This window comes from Caldicellulosiruptor morganii (assembly GCF_026810225.1).
GTDB lineage: Bacteria > Bacillota > Thermoanaerobacteria > Caldicellulosiruptorales > Caldicellulosiruptoraceae > Caldicellulosiruptor > Caldicellulosiruptor morganii.
On record NZ_CP113865.1, the window covers coordinates 1 to 23,993 of the forward strand.

The 23,993-nt window shown below is 37.0% G+C and carries 23 protein-coding genes, 1 pseudogene and 1 CRISPR repeat array (1 of these 25 running past the window's edge); of the genes and pseudogenes, 19 read left to right on the plus strand and 5 right to left on the minus strand.

Annotated elements, in window-relative coordinates:
• The 9 genes and pseudogenes from dnaA to OTK00_RS00045 all read left to right on the plus strand — a co-directional run.
• Positions 1–1,365 (plus strand): chromosomal replication initiator protein DnaA, encoded by a 1,365-nt coding sequence (gene dnaA, locus OTK00_RS00005; RefSeq protein ID WP_045168622.1) that lies wholly within the window; start codon positions 1–3, stop codon positions 1,363–1,365.
• A gap of 216 nt (positions 1,366–1,581) precedes the next feature.
• Entirely contained in the window at positions 1,582–2,685 is a 1,104-nt protein-coding gene (gene dnaN, locus OTK00_RS00010) for a DNA polymerase III subunit beta (RefSeq protein ID WP_045168621.1), read from the plus strand.
• Positions 2,686–2,715: 30 nt separating this feature from the next.
• Positions 2,716–3,762 carry a DNA replication/repair protein RecF gene (gene recF / locus OTK00_RS00015; protein WP_045168620.1) on the plus strand — a complete coding sequence of 349 codons (1,047 nt, stop codon included), beginning with the start codon at positions 2,716–2,718 and terminating at the stop codon, positions 3,760–3,762.
• A 42-nt stretch (positions 3,763–3,804) separates the two neighbouring features.
• Positions 3,805–4,089, plus strand: coding sequence for an extracellular matrix regulator RemB (gene remB, locus OTK00_RS00020; protein WP_045168619.1), 285 nt, complete (start codon positions 3,805–3,807; stop codon positions 4,087–4,089).
• Between the two features lie 36 nt (positions 4,090–4,125).
• On the plus strand, positions 4,126–6,057 hold the full coding sequence (gene gyrB, locus OTK00_RS00025) for a DNA topoisomerase (ATP-hydrolyzing) subunit B (RefSeq protein WP_045170045.1): 1,932 nt from the start codon (positions 4,126–4,128) through the stop codon (positions 6,055–6,057).
• Between the two features lie 18 nt (positions 6,058–6,075).
• Positions 6,076–6,252: a hypothetical protein gene (locus tag OTK00_RS00030; protein ID WP_198525717.1), complete on the plus strand. Its 177-nt coding sequence runs from the start codon at positions 6,076–6,078 to the stop codon at positions 6,250–6,252.
• Positions 6,253–6,285: 33 nt separating this feature from the next.
• Positions 6,286–8,709, plus strand: coding sequence for a DNA gyrase subunit A (gene gyrA, locus OTK00_RS00035; RefSeq protein WP_045168618.1), 2,424 nt, complete (start codon positions 6,286–6,288; stop codon positions 8,707–8,709).
• Between the two features lie 310 nt (positions 8,710–9,019).
• Entirely contained in the window at positions 9,020–9,748 is a 729-nt protein-coding gene (locus OTK00_RS00040; RefSeq protein WP_045168617.1) for a rhomboid family intramembrane serine protease, read from the plus strand.
• Positions 9,733–10,154 (plus strand): annotated as a pseudogene (locus tag OTK00_RS00045) (SDH family Clp fold serine proteinase); the annotation flags it as partial. The gene OTK00_RS00040 and the pseudogene OTK00_RS00045, both read left to right, overlap by 16 nt.
• 230 nt (positions 10,155–10,384) lie before the next feature.
• Here OTK00_RS00045 and OTK00_RS00050 read toward each other — a convergent pair.
• Complete coding sequence (locus tag OTK00_RS00050; protein ID WP_268760795.1) at positions 10,385–10,525, minus strand: hypothetical protein; 141 nt, start codon at positions 10,523–10,525, stop codon at positions 10,385–10,387.
• A 584-nt stretch (positions 10,526–11,109) separates the two neighbouring features.
• Here OTK00_RS00050 and OTK00_RS00055 point away from each other — a divergent pair.
• The 4 genes from OTK00_RS00055 (at position 11,110) to OTK00_RS00070 (ending at position 14,674) form a co-directional block, all read left to right on the plus strand.
• Positions 11,110–11,916 carry a TPM domain-containing protein gene (locus tag OTK00_RS00055; protein WP_045168616.1) on the plus strand — a complete coding sequence of 269 codons (807 nt, stop codon included), beginning with the start codon at positions 11,110–11,112 and terminating at the stop codon, positions 11,914–11,916.
• Positions 11,917–12,015: 99 nt separating this feature from the next.
• Positions 12,016–12,210, plus strand: coding sequence for a YgaP family membrane protein (locus tag OTK00_RS00060; protein ID WP_045168615.1), 195 nt, complete (start codon positions 12,016–12,018; stop codon positions 12,208–12,210).
• Between the two features lie 165 nt (positions 12,211–12,375).
• Positions 12,376–13,689, plus strand: coding sequence for a helix-turn-helix transcriptional regulator (locus OTK00_RS00065; protein ID WP_045168614.1), 1,314 nt, complete (start codon positions 12,376–12,378; stop codon positions 13,687–13,689).
• Entirely contained in the window at positions 13,673–14,674 is a 1,002-nt protein-coding gene (locus OTK00_RS00070) for a WYL domain-containing protein (protein WP_045168613.1), read from the plus strand. Before OTK00_RS00065 ends, OTK00_RS00070 begins: the two co-directional genes overlap by 17 nt.
• A gap of 88 nt (positions 14,675–14,762) precedes the next feature.
• Here the strand turns inward: OTK00_RS00070 and OTK00_RS00075 are convergent, their stop codons facing one another.
• Positions 14,763–15,710 carry an ISNCY family transposase gene (locus OTK00_RS00075; protein ID WP_045168612.1) on the minus strand — a complete coding sequence of 316 codons (948 nt, stop codon included), beginning with the start codon at positions 15,708–15,710 and terminating at the stop codon, positions 14,763–14,765.
• Between the two features lie 237 nt (positions 15,711–15,947).
• Between OTK00_RS00075 and OTK00_RS00080 the strand changes: the two genes are divergently transcribed.
• Both OTK00_RS00080 and OTK00_RS00085 read left to right on the plus strand, forming a co-directional pair.
• Complete coding sequence (locus OTK00_RS00080) at positions 15,948–18,995, plus strand: EAL domain-containing protein (RefSeq protein ID WP_045168611.1); 3,048 nt, start codon at positions 15,948–15,950, stop codon at positions 18,993–18,995.
• A 188-nt stretch (positions 18,996–19,183) separates the two neighbouring features.
• Positions 19,184–19,579, plus strand: coding sequence for a hypothetical protein (locus OTK00_RS00085; RefSeq protein ID WP_045168610.1), 396 nt, complete (start codon positions 19,184–19,186; stop codon positions 19,577–19,579).
• A gap of 75 nt (positions 19,580–19,654) precedes the next feature.
• Here the strand turns inward: OTK00_RS00085 and OTK00_RS00090 are convergent, their stop codons facing one another.
• A complete protein-coding gene (locus tag OTK00_RS00090; RefSeq protein ID WP_013404418.1) occupies positions 19,655–19,915 on the minus strand; it encodes a stage V sporulation protein S in 261 nt (86 codons plus the stop codon).
• A gap of 233 nt (positions 19,916–20,148) precedes the next feature.
• Between OTK00_RS00090 and OTK00_RS00095 the strand changes: the two genes are divergently transcribed.
• The 3 genes from OTK00_RS00095 to OTK00_RS00105 all read left to right on the plus strand — a co-directional run bounded on the left by OTK00_RS00095 (position 20,149) and on the right by OTK00_RS00105 (position 22,189).
• A complete protein-coding gene (locus OTK00_RS00095; RefSeq protein ID WP_268760796.1) occupies positions 20,149–20,799 on the plus strand; it encodes a hypothetical protein in 651 nt (216 codons plus the stop codon).
• 116 nt (positions 20,800–20,915) lie between these two features.
• Positions 20,916–21,341 (plus strand): hypothetical protein, encoded by a 426-nt coding sequence (locus OTK00_RS00100; RefSeq protein WP_045168609.1) that lies wholly within the window; start codon positions 20,916–20,918, stop codon positions 21,339–21,341.
• Positions 21,320–22,189: a hypothetical protein gene (locus OTK00_RS00105; RefSeq protein WP_241765425.1), complete on the plus strand. Its 870-nt coding sequence runs from the start codon at positions 21,320–21,322 to the stop codon at positions 22,187–22,189. The genes OTK00_RS00100 and OTK00_RS00105 overlap by 22 nt, the downstream gene beginning before the upstream one ends.
• Positions 22,190–22,511: 322 nt before the next feature.
• On the opposite strand, the gene OTK00_RS00110 is transcribed toward OTK00_RS00105, so the two are convergent.
• On the minus strand, positions 22,512–22,892 hold the full coding sequence (locus OTK00_RS00110) for a hypothetical protein (protein ID WP_045168608.1): 381 nt from the start codon (positions 22,890–22,892) through the stop codon (positions 22,512–22,514).
• A gap of 567 nt (positions 22,893–23,459) precedes the next feature.
• Here OTK00_RS00110 and OTK00_RS00115 point away from each other — a divergent pair.
• Positions 23,460–23,630, plus strand: coding sequence for a hypothetical protein (locus OTK00_RS00115; protein ID WP_198525716.1), 171 nt, complete (start codon positions 23,460–23,462; stop codon positions 23,628–23,630).
• 34 nt (positions 23,631–23,664) lie between these two features.
• Here OTK00_RS00115 and OTK00_RS00120 read toward each other — a convergent pair whose 3' ends face one another.
• Positions 23,665–23,853, minus strand: a complete 189-nt coding sequence (locus tag OTK00_RS00120; protein ID WP_045168607.1) for a hypothetical protein — start codon at positions 23,851–23,853, stop codon at positions 23,665–23,667.
• 85 nt (positions 23,854–23,938) lie between these two features.
• A CRISPR array of direct repeats spans positions 23,939–23,993; the repeat unit is 30 nt; unit sequence GTTTCAATCCCCAAAGGGAAGGCTACAAAC; it runs 977 nt beyond the window's last position.

A 23,993-nucleotide genomic window follows, 5' to 3' on the forward strand; every position in this document is an offset into this window, starting at 1 on the left:
ATGGTAGATTACGATGTCAACAAGGTATGGGAAGATATCAAGGAGGTTATCAAAAAAGAACTGAATCCGAGCCCAACAGACATCTCATACAATACATGGGTTGAGACGCTTGTTCCCATTTGCTTTGACGACAGTGACACTTTAATCTTGAAGTCTTTTGCAGATTTCCACAGGGAGATAGTCATAAACAGATACTCTGTTTTGATACTGAATGCTTTAAAACAGCTTTACTCACCACATTTGAGCTTCAAAGTCATACTGCCAAACGAGGTTGACAAATACAAAAAGTACATAAAACAAAAACAAGAAGAAAAGCCCGAAATTGTAACAACACTCAATCCCAAATACACATTTGAGACATTTGTTGTTGGCAACAATAACAGGCTTGCCCATGCTGCAGCCCTGGCAGTTGCAGAAACCCCGCCCGGCGAAAAGACATACAACCCGCTTTTTATCTATGGTGGAGTTGGGCTTGGAAAGACACACCTTATGCACGCAATAGGCCATCATGTTCTGAAACTTTATCCTGACACAAAGGTTATGTATGTGACATCAGAAGTTTTTACAAACGAGCTGATTGCCGCAATCAGGGATGAGAAAACCGACGAGTTTAGAACAAAGTACAGAAATGTAGATGTACTTTTGATTGACGACATTCAGTTTCTGGGCGGAAAAGAAAGAACACAGGAGGAGTTTTTCCACACATTCAATACCCTGTATGAAGCCAACAAAAAGATAATTCTGTCATCAGACAGGCCACCAAAAGAAATAAACACACTGGAAGACAGGCTAAGGTCCCGCTTTGAATGGGGACTTATCACAGACATACAGCCGCCCGATTATGAAACGCGGATTGCAATCCTTAGCAAGAAATGCCAGCTTGAAGGAACACAGGTGCCGCAACACATTCTGGAGTTCATAGCTTCAAAGATAGAAACAAACATAAGAGAGCTTGAAGGTGCACTCAACAAAATCTTAGCATACTCAAAGCTAATGGCACCCGACAAGGAAATCACTTTAGAACTTGCCGAAAAGGCTCTGAAAGAATTTATAGAAACAAACTCCAGAAAAGAGCTCACAATTGAAGACATCCAGGCAGAGGTTGCAGGCTATTTTAACATAAAGATTGAAGATTTCAAATCATCAAGAAGGTCGCGAAACGTCGCATTCCCGCGCCAGATAGCAATGTACCTGGCAAGAGAGCTAACAAATGTGTCACTGCCCAAAATAGGCGAAGCGTTCGGCGGAAAGGACCATACAACTGTACTTCATGCCTGTGAAAAAATCAAAGAACTTATCAACAAGGATACCAACACAAGAAATACTGTTGAAAGCTTAAAAAAACGACTTATCAACAGAGAATAAACAGCTGTGGATAACTTCCTGTGAATTTGAATTTTCACATGTGAATCTGGTTGAAATCTGCTTTAATTATCCACAGCTTTTTTAACTTTATTTAAATCACATTTTTCAAGGCTTTGAACACTTTTTCAACTTATCCACATGCATTATTAGTACTACTACTGTCAGTTTTACTATAGCTTTCAAATTTGCGCACCCGAAAAAAAGGAGGGAAAAAATTTGAAATTTGTTGTGGACAAAGATATACTCCAGGACAATATTTCCAAGGTAATATTCTCTGCATCTTCAACAAAGGTTACATCAGTTCTGGAATGTGTGCTGATTGAGGCAGAGGACGTCATTGTGCTCACCACAAACAATATGAAGATGCAAATACAAACAGAATTCAATGGTGAAATTTTAGAAAAAGGTGCTGCACTTATCAAAGCAAAACTGCTTGCAGACATTGTAAAAAAGCTCCCATCCGGCGATGTTGAAATAATCAGGGAAGATAATGAAGTGAAGGTAAGGTGCCAGAAGATAGAGTTCAGACTTCCATCCTTAGATCCGCTCGATTTTCCAAAGATGGACAGAAAGCCAACTGACAGCTTCTGCGAATTTACAGCATCAGAGTTTGAAGATGCCATGGAAAAGGTTATATTCGCAACATCCAAAGATGAGACAAGACCGACATTTACAGGTGTGCTTTTTGAAAGAGAAGATGACTTTGTAAACCTTGTGGGAATGGACGGGCACAGACTTGCAATAAACAAGCTAAAACCAATTGATATGGATGGTGAATTTTCAAAGATTGTTCCTGCTGAAAACTTAGATGACATTACAAAGATAATAGACATTGAAGAGGCAGAAAAGGTGAGGGTTTCGTTTTTTGAAAGCCAGGCCTTGTTTGAAATAGGCTCAACAAGTGTAATTGTGACATTGATAGCCGGCAGGTTTTTTGATTACAAAAATGTCATTCCGTCCGAGTATTCAACAAAGGTTTCTATTCTGTCAGATGTTCTGGAAAGCACCCTTGAGAGAGCTTCGATTGTGTCAAAAGATGAAAAGACAAACGTGCAGGCTGTGATATTCGAGGTTTCGGGAATGCTGTTCAGAGCAATATCATACTCAGCAGACGGCAGGTTCGAAGAGGATGTTATGTGCGATGTTGAAGGCAAGGATATCAGAATAGGTTTTAACGTAAAGTACTTTCTGGATGTTTTGAAAGTGCTGGACGGCCAGATTGACCTTTATATAACATCAAGCACAAGTCCGTCAATTGTGCGTGCCCGTGATGACCAGAATTATATCTACCTTGTGCTGCCGGTAAAAATGCCAGAATAACAAAGCTTTATTGTTTTGGGGTTTTGAAAAATGATAATAAAAAGCATATATCTTGAGAACTTCAGAAATCACAGGGAGAGGTTTTTTGAGTTTAAAAATGGAATTAACTTGGTCTTAGGGAAAAACGCCTCAGGAAAGTCAAATCTTCTTGAGGCTATATATTTTTGCTTTTGCGGCAAGTCTTTTAAGGCAAAGGATGTAAATCTTATCAATTTTGAAAGTGAATATTTCAAGCTTGATGCTTCTGTCTTTGATAATGATTTTGAGCACAGGATACTCTGTTATGTGGACAGGTTTTTTCAGAAAAAGATAATGGTAAATGAGAAGAGAATAAGCAGATTATCCGAGCTTTTAGAAAAGTTCAGGTTTGTATATTTTGAACCCGACTCAACCGAGCTTGTAAAGCAGGACCCGAAAGTCAGGCGAAAGTTTCTGGATATGGAGATTTCAAAGATATATCCGTACATGATAAAAACCTATCAGGACTATCAAAAAGCATTGATGAGCAGAAATGCTTTTTTGAAAAGTTATGATAAAAAAGATATAATAGATGTGTACGATGTGGAGCTTGCAAAACTGGGGTATAAGATATATAAAAAGAGGGAAGAGATAGTAAAAAGGCTGTCTGAGTTTACAAAGCAGGTCTGGTACGATGTGTTTGAACACAGAAGCACAATTGATATTGTATACAGAGCATCAATAGAGTCATCAAGTCAGGAGGAGTATTATACAGAGCTCAAAAAGCGGTTTGAAAAGGACATCAAATTTGGCTTTACAACAGGTGGGGTTCACAGGGACGACTTTGATATTCTCATAAACAGTAAAAGTGCAAAGGAATATGCATCGGAAGGGCAGATCAAGCTTGCATGCATTGCAATATACCTTGCATCTGCAAAGCTATTTGAAAGACCAATTTTGCTTTTGGATGACATCTTTTCAGAGCTTGATGATGAGAGAAAAAAGAATGTTCTTGACCTTTGCAGGGATTACCAGGCAATCATAACCTCTGCAGAGGAAAAAGAGAATTTGATTGCCGCAGGCTTGATTGAAGGTGATATAAATGTTGTTCAATTGTAACATTTTTTATTTTCTTAAAAAAACTCACAGGGATGTGAAGATATGTTTGCTCATATAGGTGAGGATTATGTTATCAACAGCTCGGAGCTTCTTTTGATAATGAACTATGATATTTTTATGGGTTCTGAAGACAACCAGATGATTTTTGAGAGGCTGAAAGCCGAAGACAGAGTTGTTGTTATAAACGATGATCTAAAAAAATCTGTGCTTCTTCTTGAAATTGATGGAAGACTCTATGCAATTGTGTCGCCGGTATCTTCAACAACACTTGCAAAAAGATTTATAAATTTCAACTCATATGTGGACAACTACCTTGATGTGTCCTGAAAATTTTTGATTTTTTTGACTTCTCAAAATTTTTCAATGGAAGGTGATACAAAGTTGGACAATACAAAAAACTCCAATCAGGAATACACGGCAAGCGAGATACAGGTTTTAGAAGGGCTTGAGGCTGTCAGAAAGCGCCCGGGAATGTATATAGGCTCAACATCCCAGCGCGGTCTTCATCACCTTGTCTATGAGATTGTCGACAATGCGATTGACGAGGCAATGGCAGGATTCTGCAAAAATATTGATGTTGTCATACACAGTGATAATTCTGTGACTGTAACAGACGATGGACGTGGAATTCCGGTTGATATACATCCAAAGCTTCAAAAAAGCGGGGTTGAGGTGGTTTTTACTGTTCTTCATGCAGGCGGTAAGTTTGGCGAGAGTGTATACAAGGTATCGGGTGGTCTTCACGGTGTTGGTGCATCTGTTGTAAATGCACTTTCAAGATACTTAGAAGTTGAAGTGTACAGAAACGGCAAAATTTACTATCAAAGATATGAAAGAGGAAAGCCTGTATGTGAACTCAAAATCCTGGGTGAGACGGATAGAACAGGCACAAAGGTTACATTTTTGCCCGACGATGAGATATTTGAAACAATTGAATTTGACGCAGATGTGCTTTTGCAGCGTCTTCGAGAGCTTGCATTTTTGAACAAAGGAATCAGAATCACATTTACTGATGAGAGAGAGAAGAATCCAAAAACAGTTGAGCTCAAATACGATGGTGGTATTGCCGAGTTTGTGAAGTATTTGAACCGCAACAAAGAGGTTTTGCATAAAGATCCAATCTATATAGAGGGTGAGAAAAACCAGATTTTGATTGAGGTTGCAATTCAGTACACAGACGAGTTTGGTGAAAACATCTATTCGTTTGCAAACAACATTGCAACAATAGACGGTGGTACACACCTTGTTGGTTTCAAAGCGGCTGTGACAAAGGCGGTTAATGACTATGCAAGAAAATACAATTTTTTGAAGGCAGAAAACCAGCTTCTGGGCGAGGATATCAGGGATGGCATGACAGCTATTGTGTCTGTCAAGATTCATGAGCCTCAGTTTGAAGGGCAGACCAAGACAAAGCTTGGCAACAGCGAAGCACGCTGGGCGGTTGAAAACTTAGTTTCTGAAAAGCTTGCAGCATTTTTGGAAGAAAACCCCGATGTGTCAAAAAGGATAATAGAAAAGGCGCTCCTTGCGGCAAAGGTGCGCGAAGAGGCAAGAAAGGCAAGAGAGCTTGTTGTTAAAAGAAAGTCTGCGCTGGAAAGTTCAAACCTTCCCGGCAAGCTTGCAGACTGCTCAGAAAAGGACCCGGCTAAGTGCGAGATATTCATTGTTGAGGGTGATTCTGCAGGTGGGTCTGCAAAGCAGGGAAGAGACAGGCGCTATCAGGCAATACTTCCACTTTGGGGTAAGATGCTGAATGTTGAAAAGGCAAGTCCGGATAAGATTTATTCAAACGACAAGCTGCTTCCTTTGATTCAGGCGCTCGGGTGTGGTATTGGCAATGACATTGACCTTAAAAAACTCAGATATCACAGGGTAATAATCATGGCAGATGCCGATGTTGACGGGTCACATATAAGAACCCTGCTTTTGACATTCTTTTACAGATACATGAGACCGCTTATTGAAAATGGGCACATTTACATTGCCCAGCCGCCACTTTACAAGGTAACAAAAGGAAAACAGATAAGATATGCATACAACGACAGAGAGCTTCAGAAGATTTTGCAGGAGATGAAAGATGCGCAGGTTCAGCGCTTTAAGGGACTTGGTGAGATGAACGCCGAGGAGCTGTGGGAGACCACAATGGACCCCGCAAGAAGGATTCTTTTGAAGGTTGAACTTGAGGATGCTGTGATGGCAGAGGAGATTTTTACAATCCTTATGGGCGACAAGGTTGAGCCAAGAAGAGAGTTTATTGAGAAGAATGCCAGGTATGTAAGGAATCTGGATATATAAAAAAGAGGTGTTTTTAAAGTGGAAGTTGCAAAAAAGATTTATGAAGAAGTTATAAAACTACCTGAAGAGGCTCAGAAAGAGGTTCTGGATTTTATTGAATTTAAAATAATGAAATTAAAGAAAAATTTGGAGAAAGTAATTGATGAAGTAATTGAAGAAAATTATGATATACTGAAGGAGTTAGCTGATAGATGATAATGCTAAGTATAGAGGAGGCAAAATTAAAGCATGGAAGAGCTGGATTTCAGGATAATCCCTGTTGAGATACAGGAAGAGATGAAAAGAAGCTATATAGACTATGCGATGAGTGTAATTGTATCCCGTGCACTGCCTGATGTAAGAGACGGCTTAAAACCTGTCCACAGAAGAATCCTCTACGCCATGAACGAGATAGGGCTTACGCCCGACAAACCGTACAGAAAGTCAGCAACAGTTGTAGGGCATGTTCTGGCAAAATACCATCCGCACGGTGATGCTGCTGTTTATGAAAGCCTTGTCAGAATGGCGCAGGAGTTTTCCATGCGCCATCCGCTTGTTGACGGGCATGGAAACTTTGGATCTGTTGATGGTGACCCGCCGGCTGCTATGCGTTACACAGAGGCGCGTATGAGCAAAATAGCGGTTGAGATGCTTCGCGATATAGAAAAAGAGACAGTGGAATTTATGCCAAACTTTGATGAGTCTGCAAAAGAGCCAAAGGTTCTGCCATCGCGCTTTCCAAACCTTCTTGTAAACGGCAGCCAGGGCATTGCTGTTGGTATGGCAACAAACATCCCGCCTCACAACCTTGCAGAGGTAATAGATGCAATCGTGTACATGCTTGACCATGAAAATGCTACATTGGATGATATAATGAAGATAATAAAAGGGCCTGACTTTCCAACAGGCGGGTACATCATAGGCAAAAAGGGGATAAGGGATGCGTATTCAACAGGCAAAGGTAAGATAGTTGTCAGGGCAAAAGCTGAGATTGAACACACATCAAAGGGAAGGCAGAGAATTGTTGTTACAGAACTTCCGTACATGGTAAACAAGGCGCGGCTTATTGAAAAGATTGCCGAGCTTGTTCAGGAGAAGAAAATAGAAGGTATTTCGGACATAAGAGATGAATCTGACAAAGAGGGCTTGAGAATTGTAATAGAGGTCAAAAAGGATGCAGATGCAAATGTGGTTTTGAAGCAGCTGTACAAAAACACACAGCTTCAGGACACGTTTGGAATAATCATGCTTGCGCTTGTTGACAACCAGCCAAAGGTGCTCACACTTCTTGACATGCTAAGCTTTTATATTGAGCATCAAAAAGAAATAATTATCAGAAGAACAAGGTATGACCTTAAAAAAGCTGAAGAAAGAGCTCATATTCTGGAAGGGCTCAAAAAAGCCCTTGACCATATAGATGAGATTATTTCAATAATTCGCTCATCCAGAACTGTAAATGAGGCAAAAGAAAGGCTTATAGAAAGATTTTCATTTACTGACATACAGGCACAGGCAATACTTGATATGAGACTGCAAAGACTTACCGGGCTTGAGAGACAGAAGATTGAAGAAGAGCTTGCAGAACTTCTCAGGATGATAGAGTACTACAAAAATGTGCTTGCAAGCGAGGCAATGGTGAAGGAGATTATCAAAAAGGAAATTCTGGAGATAAAAGAAAAGTACAGAGATGAGAGAAGAACAAAGATCATACAGGAAGAACATGAGGATTTTGACGAAGAGGAGCTTATCCAGGAGCAGGATACTGTAATTACACTCACACACTTTGGATACATCAAAAGGCTTCCGCTTGACACATACAGGAGCCAGAAGCGGGGTGGAAAGGGCATAACAGGTATTTCTACCAGGGAAGAGGACTTTGTCGAAGAGGTGTTTGTCACAACAACTCATAACTACATCCTCTTTTTCACAGACAAAGGCAAGGTTTACAGGCTAAGAGCGTATGAAGTCCCCGAGGCATCAAGGCAGGCAAAAGGCATGGCGATAGTCAATCTCATACAGATCGAAAAGGATGAAAAAATCACAGCCTGTATGACAGTAAAGGATTTCAAAGAAGGATTCTTGATGATGTGTACAAAAAACGGAACAATCAAAAAGGTTTTACTTAGCGAATTTGAAAACACAACCAGGGCGGGTAAAAAAGCAATTACGCTTGCCGATGATGACTGCCTGATAGATGTAAAGCTGACATCCGGCAATGATGAAATGGTGCTTGTGTCAAGCAGTGGCTACTGTGTTGTGTTCAATGAAAATGATGTGAGGGTTATGGGAAGGTCTGCTAAAGGTATTAAAGGTATGACGCTTGAGGATGGAGATTTCATTGTGGGTATGGAAAAGGCAAGTGATGGAAAATATCTTCTGTGCGTTACAGAAAACGGATTTGGAAAAAGAAGCGACATAGAAGAATACCGCAGGACAAGACGCGGTGCAAAGGGCGTTTTGACATACAAAGTTACAGACAAGACAGGCAGGATTGTTGACATCAAGATGGTGGACGACCAGGATGAGATAATGCTGTGTTCAAGCAGCGGAATTTTTATAAGGCTTGAGGTGAGTCAGGTACCTGTTCAGGGAAGGTCAACACAGGGTGTTAAGCTCATGAGAATTGACGGGGATAATATAAGGGTTTCATCAATTGCAAGAATTAAAGATTGAAGAATAAGAAAGGAAGCTGACCCTAAAAAAACAGGGTACAGCTTCTTTTTTTGGAATCATTGTGTTACCTCATTAAAATTTTTTAGAATTTAATTGAAAGAAAATTCAGAGCTGGAGATTATGAAGTTTATAAACTGATTGAAAAGATGCAACCAATAGTATATTATCAAATATGAATATAAATTGTATTATAACATGACAACCTTTTATCAAAGTTTGTCAACAATCATCTGCCTAAAAGAGGCATCAAATTCAAAAAGTCACAATTGTTCAACTTCAACCATTGAGAGAACGAAAGGAGAGTAAGTTTATGATACCACTGAAAGATACCATTCCGAGCAGAGAAAAGCCATTCATGACATGGACAATAATAGCGGTTAATGTCTTTGTATTTTTGTATCAGGTTTCACTGCCGCATGAAGCAGCTTTGCAATTTGTTTACAGGTACAGCTTTGTCCCGGCAAGATTTACTTACTACCTTCAGCATGGCTTTTTGACAGCAATCACCGTTTCGATAGGTTCTATTCTCACAAGCATGTTCATGCACGGAAGCTGGATGCATCTTATTTCAAACATGTGGAGCCTGTGGCTTTTTGGCGACAATGTGGAAGACAGGGTGGGGCATTTTAGATTCTTGATATTTTACATCTTAAGCGGAATTTCAGCATCGCTTACACACTGGTTTTTCAATGCAGCATCGGATGTTCCAACAGTTGGAGCATCCGGTGCAATAGCAGGTGTGATGGGTGCATACTTTTTGATGTTTCCTCTGTCAAGGATTGTGACACTGATACCAGTTGGGTTTATTCCACTCTTTGTGGAAATACCGGCTCTTTTCTATCTTGGGATATGGTTTTTATCGCAGGTGTCATCCGGGATACTTGAGCTGTTTGGGCCTGTTTTTGGTGGCGGGATTGCCTGGTGGGCACACATAGGCGGATTTTTGTTTGGTGTGTTTACAATTAATTTGTTCAAAAAAAGATACAGAAGGTATAACAACTTCTTTGATGATGAGATTTTCTTTTACCGCTTAATATAATTCTTCACACACCGGGTGGACTTGTGCTGGCGTCGCTTCAGATTGCAAGGGCCATAAAAAGACACAGGGGCAAAGTGACAGTGCATGTTCCACACCATGCAATGTCCGGTGGGACTTTAATTGCCCTGGCAGCAGACGAGATTGTAATGGCACCGGATGCTGTTTTAGGTCCTGTTGATCCGCAGATTGGGGAGTTCCCGGCAGTGTCAATCTTAGAGGTTGTAAAGCAAAAGCCAATGGCAGAGATAGACGACAGAACTTTAATTTTAGCTGATGTTGCAAAAAAGGCTATAAGACAGACAAAAGACGCTGTTTTGGAGCTTTTGAGTGGAAACTATCCGCCTCTACCCCCCAGCCGGTTGTCAAAAGGTCGTCTGTTGAGTATTTGTGGTATCCAAGAAAATAAAGTGAAAAGATATTCTTCACTTTAAATTTATAAGAAACCTGAAAAGAACAAAAGCTAAAAAGCTTGGCAATGCAGGGCTGAAGAATATCAAGGCGCTTTTTGAAAAACTGCACATAAATACCAGGGTTCAGGGTTTCCCTTGAGAGGAGAGCCTATTCATGCGTTTTGGCTGCAATAAAATTTAAGCCATAGTCTCTTTTAATGTGTGAGGCTATGGCTTTTTTAATTTGCTAAACCTTGAATTTTTCCATTTTTGTTTCTAAGTTCTTTGCAACTTCCATTATCTCCTGTGCAGATGTTTCAATCTCCAAAGGGAAGGGTACAAACTCGGACGTGAAAAGGCAGAAAAGAACGGGCTTTATCAGTTTCAATCCCCAAAGGGAAGGCTACAAACCCTGTAAATCAAACCTAACCTTCATAAGCTCATCATAAGTTTCAATCCCCAAAGGGAAGGCTACAAACCGGTTAAAAAGCTTAATTTTATTATATCAACTTTATGCAAGCATGTCAATGTTTTTTTATCGATACATCTATGAAAAACTTACATAAACTCAGCACTATCAACAATTAAAAGAAGCCAGTCAGAGCCTTCCGTCGACCAGCAAATTACCAGAGATGCAAATAAAACCTTTCAATTTCTAAATGAAACCGAATACAAATTAAGCTCAAAAATTTTGCATGTGAGATCGACAGAAATGACTTTTGGTCAAACAGTATATTTTTGCAGCATAAAAAGAAAGTTTATTAAAAAATGTTTCAAAACAAAATACAGAATTCTTGGTTATAATATTTAGAACTATTCTGTTGTAATTTACATCAAAGAAGGGTATATATTAAATTGTTGCAAAAAATAATAAAAATAACAAGTGCAATGATCACTTTAAGGCACGGAAAAAATTATAGAAGATTTCAGAAGTGGATTATCCCAGAAAAGACCAATCAGGAGTGAGAAAAGATGAAAATATTTGAAAAGAAGCATCTGGCAGCATTTTTGATGCTTGTAATTGCAAGCTTTACTTTTCTTACCTGCATAGGCTTTGCAGATGTTTTGCCAAAGCCGCAGAAAAACATATATGTATTTGACTGTGCCAATTTGATAGATGATTCAGACGAAGAGGAAATGAGAGCTTTAGCAAAGGAGCTTGATCAAAAGACTCAAGCCCAGCTTGTGGCTGTGACGGTTGAAACACTTGGTGGAAAAACAATAGAAGAATATGCGCTTGAGCTTTTCAGAAAGTGGGGTATAGGTGATAAAGAGAAGAACAATGGTGTTTTGATTCTTGTAAACAGGGAAAATCTTTTAGCAGGCAAGAAGGGAAGAATAAGGATAGAAGTGGGATATGGGCTTGAAGGTGCAATAACAGATGGAAAAGCAGGAAGAATACTTGATGATTATGCAATTCCGGCATTTGAAAAAAAGGAGTATTCAAAGGGTATAAAGGACACCTTTTTTGCAGTTGCAGGCGAAATTGCAAAGGAGTACAACATTGAACTGGAAAATCTAAAAGGTTACACCGGGGTTCAGAACCAGCCGGATGAACCGTCATCTGCAGAAGATGATAACATAGAACTTCCAGATATAATTTTTATAATTGTATTTGTACTTGCGTATATATTTATAATATTGCAAAAAAGAGGAAACCGGGGTAGTGGCAGTTCATGGGGCGGCTTTGGCGGTGGTTCTGGTGGTGGCTTTGGCGGAGGCTCTTCTGGTGGCGGATTTGGTGGCGGTTCTTCGGGTGGTGGCGGTGCAAGCAGATAAATAAAGATTTGAGAATGAAAAAATCCACAAACCTTGTGACAGAATAAATATAAATGGGTATAAAAAATACAGTGAAAAAAATTATGAGGAGATGTATAAATGAAAAACGTAGGAAATGCTGACAGAACTATAAGAGTAATTATTGGCATTGTTTTGCTGAGTCTGCTTTTCATAGTAAAGAGCAATGCAAAGTACTGGGGCTTAATAGGACTTGTGCCACTTATAACAGGACTTATAGGATATTGCCCGCTTTACACCATATTTGGTATAAATACACTTAAGAAAAAAAGATAATTCACAGAAATACTTTCTTTTTAAAAAAGCAGGCAGGGGCTACTTTTGCATAAAGCCTTTTGCCTGCTTTAGTTTTTTAGTATAATTTTGTTATAGCAAGCAAAGAAATTTTTTCCTTTATGAAAAATAAGGATAAAAAACAGGTAGAAGGGAAGTTTTGAGAGTATGGCCGAGTTCAATCCTTTTATTAACCACTTTAACAAGCTCAGAAACTTTTCGCGGCTTGTATACCTTTATGGTTGCTATTCAAGAGAAGATGCAAAGCTTTTTCAGATAGGCAAAAGGACATTTGATGAAGAGCTCAGGCGCATGAGAGTGTTTTTAAAAGAAGATGAATACCTTTCGGTTGAAAAAGAGGGAAAAAAGGCTTTGCCCTGCGTTGTTGAGGATTTTTTCAGGGAAGTTGAAAATCCACTTATAAACATATATTTCTCAAAAACTTCCACATCACTTCAGACAACATTATTTTTCATGATTCTTCAGATTTTGAATTCTTCAAAAGACAAAAAAGCAACTACAAATGAAATAATGGATAAGATTTACTTTGCGCTTGATGAAAGAACAAAAGACAGAGCAGTTGATTCAAGCATAAAAAGGACATTGAAACAGATGCAAAGTATGGGTATTATCAGGTTTTTGAAAAAGGAAAAGGTTTATGTGCTGTCAAATACAATTGAAAGGCTTTTTAAAGGATTTTCGAGGGATGAGCTAAAAAATATATATCTATCTGTTTTATTTTTCATAAACACCAATGTGCCGAATGTCCCGGGCTGGTTCTTAAAAGAAAGCTTGGAGAAGTACCTTTTGAAAAACGGTGAAGAGGAATTTATAAAAGAGGCAAACCAGCTGTTCTGGTTTACATACATACCCCATCACTATGTTCTGGACGAAGAGATTGTTTGGAGGTTCTGGTATGCAGCATCTCTGGGGAATAAAGTAAAGATATGGTATTATCCGAGAAGTGGTTCTCAGAAGAAGGAGTATAGCTGCATACCTCTCAGAATCATTTACGATGTAAAGCTTGGCAGGTGGTATTTTATAATACTCGACGAAAAAGAGATTAATACACTTCCTGCTTCAAGGGTTGAAAAGATAGAAATTCTGGATGAGAAATTTGACAGAAGCCTTTTTGAAAAGTTTTGGCCGGTTATAGAAAAGTGCTTTTTTGTGTCAGTTCCACTGAAAGAAGAAGGATTTAAAAAGATAAGATTTAGATTTGTTCTTGATAAAGACACAAACTACAACTTTGTATTAAACAGGGTAAAAAGAGAGCTAAAAGGTGCACACATTGAGATGATAAGCCAGAATGAATTTGTGGTGGACTATGAGCTCAGCAACCTGAAAGAAATAAAACCATGGCTGAGAAGCTTTTCACACAGAGTGGTTGTTGAAGATGATAGCCCAGACTCTCAAAAGCTCAGGCAGGAAATGATGGATGAGTGGAGGGAGATTTTGAAGAACTATGGAGATATTCAATGAGGTTAAAAGCACATTTTATAAAGCCTTAGAGGAGATTATAAATACAGCATATAAAAATGGAAAAATTTCACAGAAAGAAATTCAGGAGATTTTGAAAAAATACAACTGTAATTTTCCAAGCCTTGAGAAGAAAGTTTTAGCCACAGACAATCAGGAAAGCAGGAATTTATATCTCTTAAAAAAGATTGATGATTCAAAGGAATATGCTTTAAGAATCAACGCACCAATTGACCCCTATGCAATTGATATAGAGATTCTGTGGCTTAAATTTATACTTGGTAGCCGTTATGTTCATCTTTTTTTGGAAGATGAGACAATTGAAAAGATTAAAAGAATAAAGGCAGGTGGCAATTTTTCGCTTTTGCCTGAGATTTTGCTACCCAAAAACTACTCAAAAGTGGTAAAAAGAGAGTCTGTAGTTGAGATTGACAAAAAGCTCAGAGTTTTGATTAAAGCAGCCTTAGAGAAAAGGGTTATTAACTACACATACATAGCGCGAAGCGGGCAGAAGTTTGTGGAAAGAGGGATTCCTGTTAAGATTCAGTACTCCTTAAAAGACGATTTGCTGTATGCAATTATTTACTCAATAAATTCTCACAGCTTTGCAAAGTGTGTTGTTCAAAATTTGAATGATATAAGTATAGGTTCTGAACAGGGAAATATCCAACAGATTTTGAAAGAATATGAGGAGTTTTTGAAAAGAAGCAGAGCAAAAGAGCCTATTGTCCTTGAAGTTGTGAACACAAGAAATGCATTGGAAAGAGCATTTTGCATTTTTGCACCGTTTGAAAAATCTGCAAGGTTTTTAAGAGATAAAAATAAACACCAGCTCACAATCCACTACTATGAATTTGAAGAAGCAGAGGTTTTGTCAAGGATTCTATATCTGGGGAAGGATGTTGTTGTGATATCGCCCGAGAGAATAAGAAATGAGATAATTTCGAGGGTGAAAAAGGCTCTGGAGATGTATGAGAAGAAAGCATAAAAATTTCACTAATTTTATTGTTTAAACTATATTTTTATTTTTTAAGTTGTTGAATAAATAATTCTACTATTAATGTAACTATATGGGACTATAAATTATTCCATGCATATTTAAAAGAAAATTTACAGTTTTCAATTTTTTGAATATAAAGCTCTATCAAATAAGTAACCATTATCCAGTCAACATGTCTCTTATATGTTCTAAAACCTCTTAGCCGTACTTGTTCTAAATTATATTCTCCTTTCAGCTTCCCAAATAATCTTTCAATTTTTATCCTTTGCTTATATACTCTTTGTCCTTCTTTACTTCTTAAAAATTCTATGTTTTGTGCTCTCAGAATATTTTTGACATTGTTAAAATCCTTAGTATTTCTCTTATTTATACCCGCTACAAACTTTATTCCAAGTCTATCAGCCACATCAAACCACTTTGTACAATCATAACCTGCATCTGCTAATATTACATCAGGTCCAAATATCTTAGCTTCATACAAAAGTTCTACCGCTTTACTATCATGAATATTTGCACATGTCAACCACCATACTATCGGTATGACCTCATCTTCAACTGTTGCTAGCACATGTAATTTATACCCATTGTAAAAACCTAAACTAACACATCTTCCTACTCCTGCTTCTCTATCACCCCTCGAGCTTCTCAAAGGTGTAGAATCTATAGCACAAACTCTTGTCTTGGGATCTATTTCTCTTACTAAAATTCTTGCTATTGCTTCTATATATTCTTCTTCAATCATTTTAGCCCATTTTGAAAAATATGAATGATCGGGGCTCTTTTCTATTCCTATGACCTTTCTAAATTCTTCATCTTCATTTATCTTGTACTCTAATTCCCTAAAGCTGTTTATCCTATTTTTGACTTTATAAACAAAACAAGCTATTATATGGCTCAGCTTAAATTTCTTCGGTCTTCCTCTTTTGTTGTTTTTTATCTTCAATCCTAAATCTTTTATTACTTTTTCAATTGTCATAAATATCTTTAAAAATTTTTGTTTTTGTGCTTTAATAAAATTAGTCATTGCCATCCTCCTTGCTTGGGTTTTTTAGTATTCTCTTCTTAAAATTTTATCTCAAGGAGGATGGTTTTTTCCATTTATAAATTTATTACTTTTATGTCAATATGTTTTATTCAACAAGCTATTTTATTTTTTAAAAGTTAACAAATTTTTATTTGGAATGATTTAAATTGCTTTAAAAAGGGTATAAATTTTGATAGAATATAAGCATATCTTTCTGTCACATAAAGGTTGATGCTTATGAAAAAGAGATTAAAACCTGCTCTGTTTGTTTTAATGTTTGCCGTTTTGCTATGGCAGGTTGCATTTTGCGCTCAAAAAACAATAAAGTTTCAGGTTGATAAAAAATATCCCCCTTTTTCTTATGAAGCAGATGGCAGAGTTTACGGCTTTACTGTTGACCTTGCAAATATGATTTTTGAACAGGATAGATACTTTTTGCAAATAAGCAGTGACACATGGGAAAATGTTTACAGAAGGCTTTTAAGCGGTGAGATTGACATAACAGGACCTGTTGTGATTTTGGAGGAGAGAAAGAAATATATTCTTTTCTCAAATCCTATTTTCACAAGACATGTGGGAATATATACTAAAAAAGGATTTAATAGAAAGATAGCTCTTGATAACTTATCCTCTTTTAAAATAGGTGTTTTAAAAGCAGACTACACAGAGAGCTTGCTTTCGAAAAAACTGGGTGTCAAAAAATATTTTGCATATCCGACAGTGGAAGATGTTTTAAAGGCGCTTCTGGCAGGAAAGATAGATGCAGCCTTTACAACACAGGAGGTTGCAAATTACTTCATAACAAGAAACAATTACACCGATGCACTGGAGCTGAAAGTCAAGGATATTTTTGAAGTCAAAAGTGCATTTGGCATTAGCAAAAAGCACCCTGAACTTGTAAGTTATGTAAATAGCAGGCTGAAACTTCTTATTAAAAATGGCACATTTGATCAGCTTTATAACAATTACTTTTCTGTCTATTCGCCCTATTACTATGAAAGACAGAAAAATCAAATTGTTCTTTCAATCCTGTATGTTTTAATTATGGTCTTTTTTGCCTCTTCTCTAACAGTGCTTGTAATGATAAGGCTAAACAGACGCCTTAGAACAGACAAAGAAGCTTTTGAAAAGTATGCACAGCTTCTGGCATCCAATGCAAATGTGATTGTTCTTACGCTGAACCTCAAAGGTGAGATAATATATTTCAATAAATTTGCAGAAGAGATAACAGGGTATAAAGCAGAGGAGGTTACAGGGAAGAGATGGGTTGATATATTCATACCAGAATACAAAAGAGAGTATATTCAAAAGTTGTTTTCTAAGATAGCAGCCGAAAAGGTTGTAAATGGTCATGAAAATGAGATAATAACAAAAAATGGAGATATTCGCTGGATACTCTGGAACAACACAGTGGTTGAACATTCATACCTGAATGAACCACTTATAATCTCAACAGGGCTTGACATAACTCAGCAAAAAAAGACACAGAGCCTTTTAGAAGAAAGCTACGAAGAGATAGAGCAGACAAATCAGGAGCTTGTAAATGCTCTTGAGATTTTGAACAGACAAACAGAGATTTTGAATGCCCAGCAGCAAAGATATAAATTCATAGTTGACAATATATCAGACAGCATAATGGAACTTGATTTTAAATCAAGAGAAATCAATTTCTATGGAAGGCAAAAAGATGAATTTGATGTTGAAAGCATCAATCTTAAGGAGGATCACATCTCCTGGCTCAATTTATATCATCCGGAAGACAGAGGCAAAGTGCTTGATAGAATTCAAAAAGCTCTGGAGCTGAAGGAAGAAAATGTGGAGTATGAAGCAAGAGTAAAAGACAGAAGCGGAAATTTCAGGTGGATATACACACGTCTTAAGATCTTTTACGATGCAAATGGAAAGCCCGAAAAGATAATTGGTGTTAATATAGACTATACGAACAAAAAGCTTTATGAGCAAAGGATGGAGCAGCTTGCATATTATGATTCGCTCACAGGGCTTGCCAACAGGAAACTTTTTGAGCAAAAACTTGATGATTTTATTGAAGAAGCTTTAAAAGCGGACAAAATGGGTGCTGTTATTTTAATTGACATAGACAACTTCAAAGACATAAATGACCTTTATGGACATGAAATGGGCGATGAGTACCTTGTCTCAATTTGCAAAAAGATAGATGAATATTTAAAAACCCTTTCGCAAAAGAGCTTTTTTGCAAGGGTGGGCGGCGATGAGTTTGCCATAATACTTGATGATCTGACAAGAAAAGATGATGTATTCATGGTGTGTTCTGATCTTAAGAAAATTTTTGAGCAGGAGATTTACCTTGAAAAGGCTGAAAGAGAGTTTTTCACAACCTGTAGCATGGGTATATCATTCTATCCCGAAGATGGGACAAGTACAAAAGAGATTTTGAGAAATGTGGACATGGCGCTGAGCCAGGCAAAGGAAAATGGGAAAAATGATTTTCAGATTTTTATGCCATATATGCTGACAAGGAATCTCAAAAAGATAGAGATAGAAAAGAGCCTGAGAAAAGCTATAGAAGATGACCAGTTTGTTTTGTACTACCAGCCGGTTGTTGACCTTGACACATTGCAGATCACAGGTGTTGAAGCGCTTTTGAGATGGATATCCCCTCAAAAAGGCATGATAAGTCCGCTTGACTTTATACCCGTTGCAGAAGAAAGTGGACTTATTGTGAAAATTGGTGAGCTTGTGATAGAAAAGGCACTAAAAGACATAAAAGTTTGGGAGCAAAAAGGTGCAGGTAATATAAGCGTTTCGATAAATCTTTCTGCACGTCAGCTTAGGGCAAAACATTTTGAGAGCAAAGTCTTAAGGCTTTTTGAAAAATACAGAATTGACCCTGGCAAAGTTATCTTTGAGATTACAGAAAGCGGTGCTGTTGAAAATTTTGATATTTCACTAAGAATTCTGAGCTTTTTGTGCCAGATGGGTATAAAATTTTTGATAGATGACTTTGGGACAGGCTATTCTTCTTTGATTTACCTGCGTAGACTTCCAATTGGTGGTGTTAAAATAGATAGAAGCTTTATATCTGACATAGCATATTCAAAAGAGAGCAGAAGCATAGTAGAGGGGATTATTCTGATGGCGCACAAGCTTGATTTAAAGGTTGTTGCAGAAGGAATTGAAACAAAAGAGGAGCTTGATGTGCTAAGGCAAATGGGCTGCGACTCTGGGCAGGGGTATTTGTTCAGCAAACCTGTTCCAAAGGATGAGATTGAAAAACTGATTCTACAGGGAAGGATTTTAATTTAAAAGCTCTACAAGACTTTTTTGATTATAAAGGCTGCAAAATCTTACTTTTTTGCATTTTTGCAGCTTTTTGTTTTTTTATATACCTTCTGGTTCGCAAAAAAATTGATTTTTAAGTGGCAGAAATGGGGTATAAAATTATATGTGTTTTGATTTAAATGCAAAAGAAAAACAAAAAGAAGGGAAAGTAGATGGGGCATGTAATTACAAGCATTCAGGAGATTTATGAGGCGGTTATAAAAAACATTACAATTCCTGATGCAGTAAAGAGTACAAAAATAGAGGGCAGCAGGGTAATACTAAAAGTTAAGCCGGTTTCTCTTTTTCCTGAAATTGAACTGAAGTTTGAAATAAAATCTGAGGGCAGCAGAATAATAGGATATTTTGATAAGCAAAAAAGAGTGTTGATTTATGGTTTTCTATCAGGTGCTATCAAAAGATATAACTTTGAAGGAATTGAGGTTTTCAAAGACAGAGTGGAGGCTGATCTGCAAAAGGTTATATTTAATAATGTAAAGGGAATAAAGGTAGAAAGTATCATGGTTGACGCAGAAGGAAACGTCAGAGTGGATTTCTGTGTAAGATAAAATTTTGATTCAAATTTAAAGCAAAATAGGCTGTTTGCAAATATTATCTTTGCAAACAGCCCCTTCCAATGTTTTTTATCTTGACTTTACAATAAACTTGATGGCTGTTTTCTTTTCGCCATCTATTACAATGTCTGCAAATGCAGGAATGACATAAAGGTCAATTCCGTTTGGAGCAACCTTTCCGCGAGCAATTGCAATGGCTTTAACCGCCTGGTTTACAGCTGATGCACCAACCGCCTGAAGTTCTGCTTCACCCTGCTCTTTTACAATAGCAGCAAGCGCATTTGCAACCTTCTGAGGCATTGATGTAGCAGCAACTTTTAAAACTTCCATACAACCACCCCTTTTGGATTCTTTTTTTTTTTGATAAAAGCAAAGATGATATTTAAAATATACTCCATTACAATATAAATTTTAATGGAAAAAGGTATATTTTTGCAAGAGCCAGATTTGAAAAATCATTTTTGGTTTGTATTTTTGAAAAAGATAATATAAAATAGAATTCAAAAGAATATTAAATATGAACCTTGCAGGGAGTGGGGAAGATTTTAACCTTTTCGGGATTTTTGAATACTTTAGTTCAGACAAACAGCTGGATATACACACAGGAATTTCTGGAAAAACTTAAAATACCCGTGCCTTCTGAAAAAGAGCTCAAAAGCTTTGATATAGCAAATGCATTCTACACGGAGTTTTTATATATAGCATATTCACAGGATTTGCTCTCAATGCTGAATTCACTTAAAATCTGGGCAGCCAATAACAATCTTGACATATTTGCAGATTTGACCCTTGACATGATACCTATTGTCTGGCTTGGAGAAGGGTATTATGGAATTGTGCAAAAGCAAAGCGATAGAATAATAATGCCATGTGCACTTTATCAGCACTTTGACGATTTGTATATAAACTTTCCCGTTTCGAATTATTCTGCGCTTGAGATTTGTGAAGCGTACAGGAAGCTTTTTGAAAACGAAGAAAATGTTGCAATGAATATAACATATGCAAAAACTCTTGATCAGCTGAAAAAAGAATTTGGCAAAAACTTTAGAGATTTTGACATAATCTTTAAAGGACCTGACTATTATGATCTTTATTTTAACCCTGTTTCAAAAAGGCATGTTGTGGCGCCAGTCGGTGAAATTTTAAAGACTATATTTGAGCAGCAGCTGATTTATTTTCATAAGCTTATTAGTATTCATGAGAAGCTTAAATAAAGGTGAAAAAAGAATTACAAAGGAGCTGAAAAGTTATTAGAAAGGTTACAATTACATTTTTCAGTCAGAGTGTTTTAGAAGCTTTCAAAGCCATCTTTGGTGATGTTGAAATTGGTATGTTTTCTGAAATATCCCCTGCAGTTGAGATTTTTATAGAAAATCTTGTGGAAGCTTTGAAATCAATCAATTTGAACATAAAAAAAGAGATGATTGATGAAGTAATAATAGAAATAAAACAGGTTCGGGCAAGATATATAGGTTCTGCAAAAGATGTAACAGAGATTTTGAAAGTACTTTCCTATCTTTCCCAGAGAGATTTTTTGGAATGCACAGTAAAGTGCAATGTATCTTTAAAAAGCAGATACAGCACAGCATTTTCTGTCAAAAACCTTGAGGTGAGATTTTCTCCGCGGCAGATGTATAACCCGAATGTAAAAAAACTGATAGAGGAAATTTCGCAGTATCTTCCGCTCAAAAGTATGCTGGAAAAGGATTTTGACTTCACAAAACAGGCGCTTGAGTGGATAGGAGAAGAGAATTGAGAAAAGAGGATGGTATTTTTATGAGAAAACAGAAAAACAAAGATAACAGCTTCATAAATTTTCCAAACAAAGAGAGCATTCTTGATTTTATTGAAAGAAAGCTCTCTGACAGTGCCAGCATAAGAGAGCTTATGAAAGATGATTTTATAAGGTTTTCAAGTCCGAGGGATTTTTTATATTTTAAATTCTGCCCGGGCTATTTTGGCATGTGCCCGAACGGAAAAAAGAATAAAGACAGCATGTGCAATGCAGCAAACTGCTGGGAAAAGAAGCTATCAACTTATTTCCCGGATGGCTTTAACAACGATTATATTTTCTTTTACAATCTTGTGAAGGACACAATAACTCCGGGTATCTGCTATAGCTGTGGTAGCAATGAACTTGTGCTTGAGTGGCAGGATGAAGGATACCTTGCCAAAATAGGGCTTATAAATTTTGCCGACATAGCATATGTGAAATGCAGCAAGTGCAAAAAGAGGTATATGTCACATGCAGATAATTTTGCGATAGAGTTTATTTTAAAACTTTACTTAGCAAAACCGGGCAAACGCCTGCCGGTAAAGCCGGGGCAGACGGTTGTGCTTGCAAAAGACAAGGTTGGGCTTGAGATATTTATAAGGCATCTTAACAAGCTTGAGGACATCAAAGAGGTTTTTGAAAAGCTTGACCCATTTTCGGTGGCAAAGGAGTTTGGAGAGCTTGATTTAAACCTTGCAGTTTCAGATTTTTTGGGTGACTATTATAATATCGACTACCTATCTGAAGAGGATTCTTTGCCTGATGAGGATTTCAAACAGAACTTTGAAGACATTGATATAAAAGATTTGTTTGATGACTTTGAAGATTAAGTAAAACAGGCGGCAAAAACTGTGCCGCCTGTTTTTTACAGGAAATGTTACATATTATTTAAAAATCTTGCTAAGACAGCAAAAAATGCTTTAATGGCAAGATTTGAAAAATAAACACTTTAAAAAGATAAGAAGCAAACTTTTAGAAAAACTAAAACTAAAAAACACTGTTCTTTTTTATGAGAGGCTGAGTCCTCTCTTTTTTTATGCTTTTCAATCCCCAAATGGAAGGCTACAAACCTTGTGGATGGAGGTTTTGTCCTGTCTGTTCTGTCAAAGTTTCAATACCCAAAAATTTCTCTTTTTATCAAAAATATTTGTTTTAATCATTCCATTCATAGTCAAATGCATCCCAAAAATCCGAGTCATTTACAATGTCATCCATTTCACTTGACATGTCATATTCGTCATAATAAAAATCTTCTACCCAATCCTCTGATTCTGTTTCATCTATAAACTCATCATGATAATCACCAGAATCAATAAGATCAGTTTGTGGATTTTTGTTATTGGTTGAACTATCTTTGTTTGCGAGTTCACTTCTTTCATTAAAATTAGACATGCAATACAGATAAAGAATTTCTTCAGGCTCTGTTGGAGCTGAAGTTTTTTGCTTTATATAAGCTTTAAACTGATTATATAACTCATATTCACGAACTATATCGTCGTAAATCTTTTTTGCAATTTTCTGAAGATAATCCATTTTATATTTTCACCCCTGCTAAGCTTTTGCTTTCAGTGTTTGTTCTAAGTTTTATTTTAAGGCTATGGAAAAAAAATTAAATTTCAAATTTTCTGCGAAGTTTTCGGGGGAAGCTTTAAGTTGTTGTTGATCCACAATATAAATTAAAACTACAAAACCTTAAAAACTGGGATTTTGGTTTTATGTGTGGTATAATAAAATTGTAAAATTCAAGCTGAACATGGAGAGGAGATTTGCACAGAATTGAAAAGATTGAAGATTTATCTTGACACATCTGTTATTAGCCATTTAGATCAGCAGGATAATCCTGAATATATGCATATAACAAAAAGCTTTGAGAAGAACTAAAAGAGGGTAAATACGAGATATTCATTCGAAGTTTTTCGACGACGCACTTCATATAGCAGCAGCCAGTGTTAACGAATATAATATTTTAGTGTCCTGGAATTTCAAGCATATAGTTAGATATAAAACTATAGAGGGCGTAAACGCAATTAACAGATTAATGGGTTATAGAGAAATTCAATTAGTGTCGCCTCTTATGATTTTGGAGGAGGAGTGATGAAGATGGTTGAAACAAATACGATGAGAGAAATACACAAAATACAGGAAGAGATTTATGAAGAAACAAAAAATATGACTGCAACAGAATTAATTAGATATTTTGAAGAAACTGCTAAAGAAATGGAAAACAAGTTGGAAGAGCTGAAGAAAATGAAAAAAGAGATTGTTCAATAAAAGATAACAGGATGCTTCTCACGAATATTGTGCATTATTTTCCTTCTAATTTTCCCTCATTGAATTTTTTCATTTGCACTTCATCAAGAAGCCTTGAGATGTTTGACATATACTTACCCATCTTGCCTGTACCTGCTTGTTTTACTTTCTCTATCAGCCTGTCAAACTCTTCTTTGTCTTCCTTTGTAAGCCTTGGCTTTATTACATTGCCCGCCCATATCAAAAATATTTATTCCATTCTTTTCCAATTCAATTTTATGTAAGGCTATAAACTGGATGGCTACGTTTGCCCCGAGACTGGATGGGGCGTTTCAATCCCCAAAGGGAAGGCTACAAACGCTTACAGAACATTTAAACTTGCTG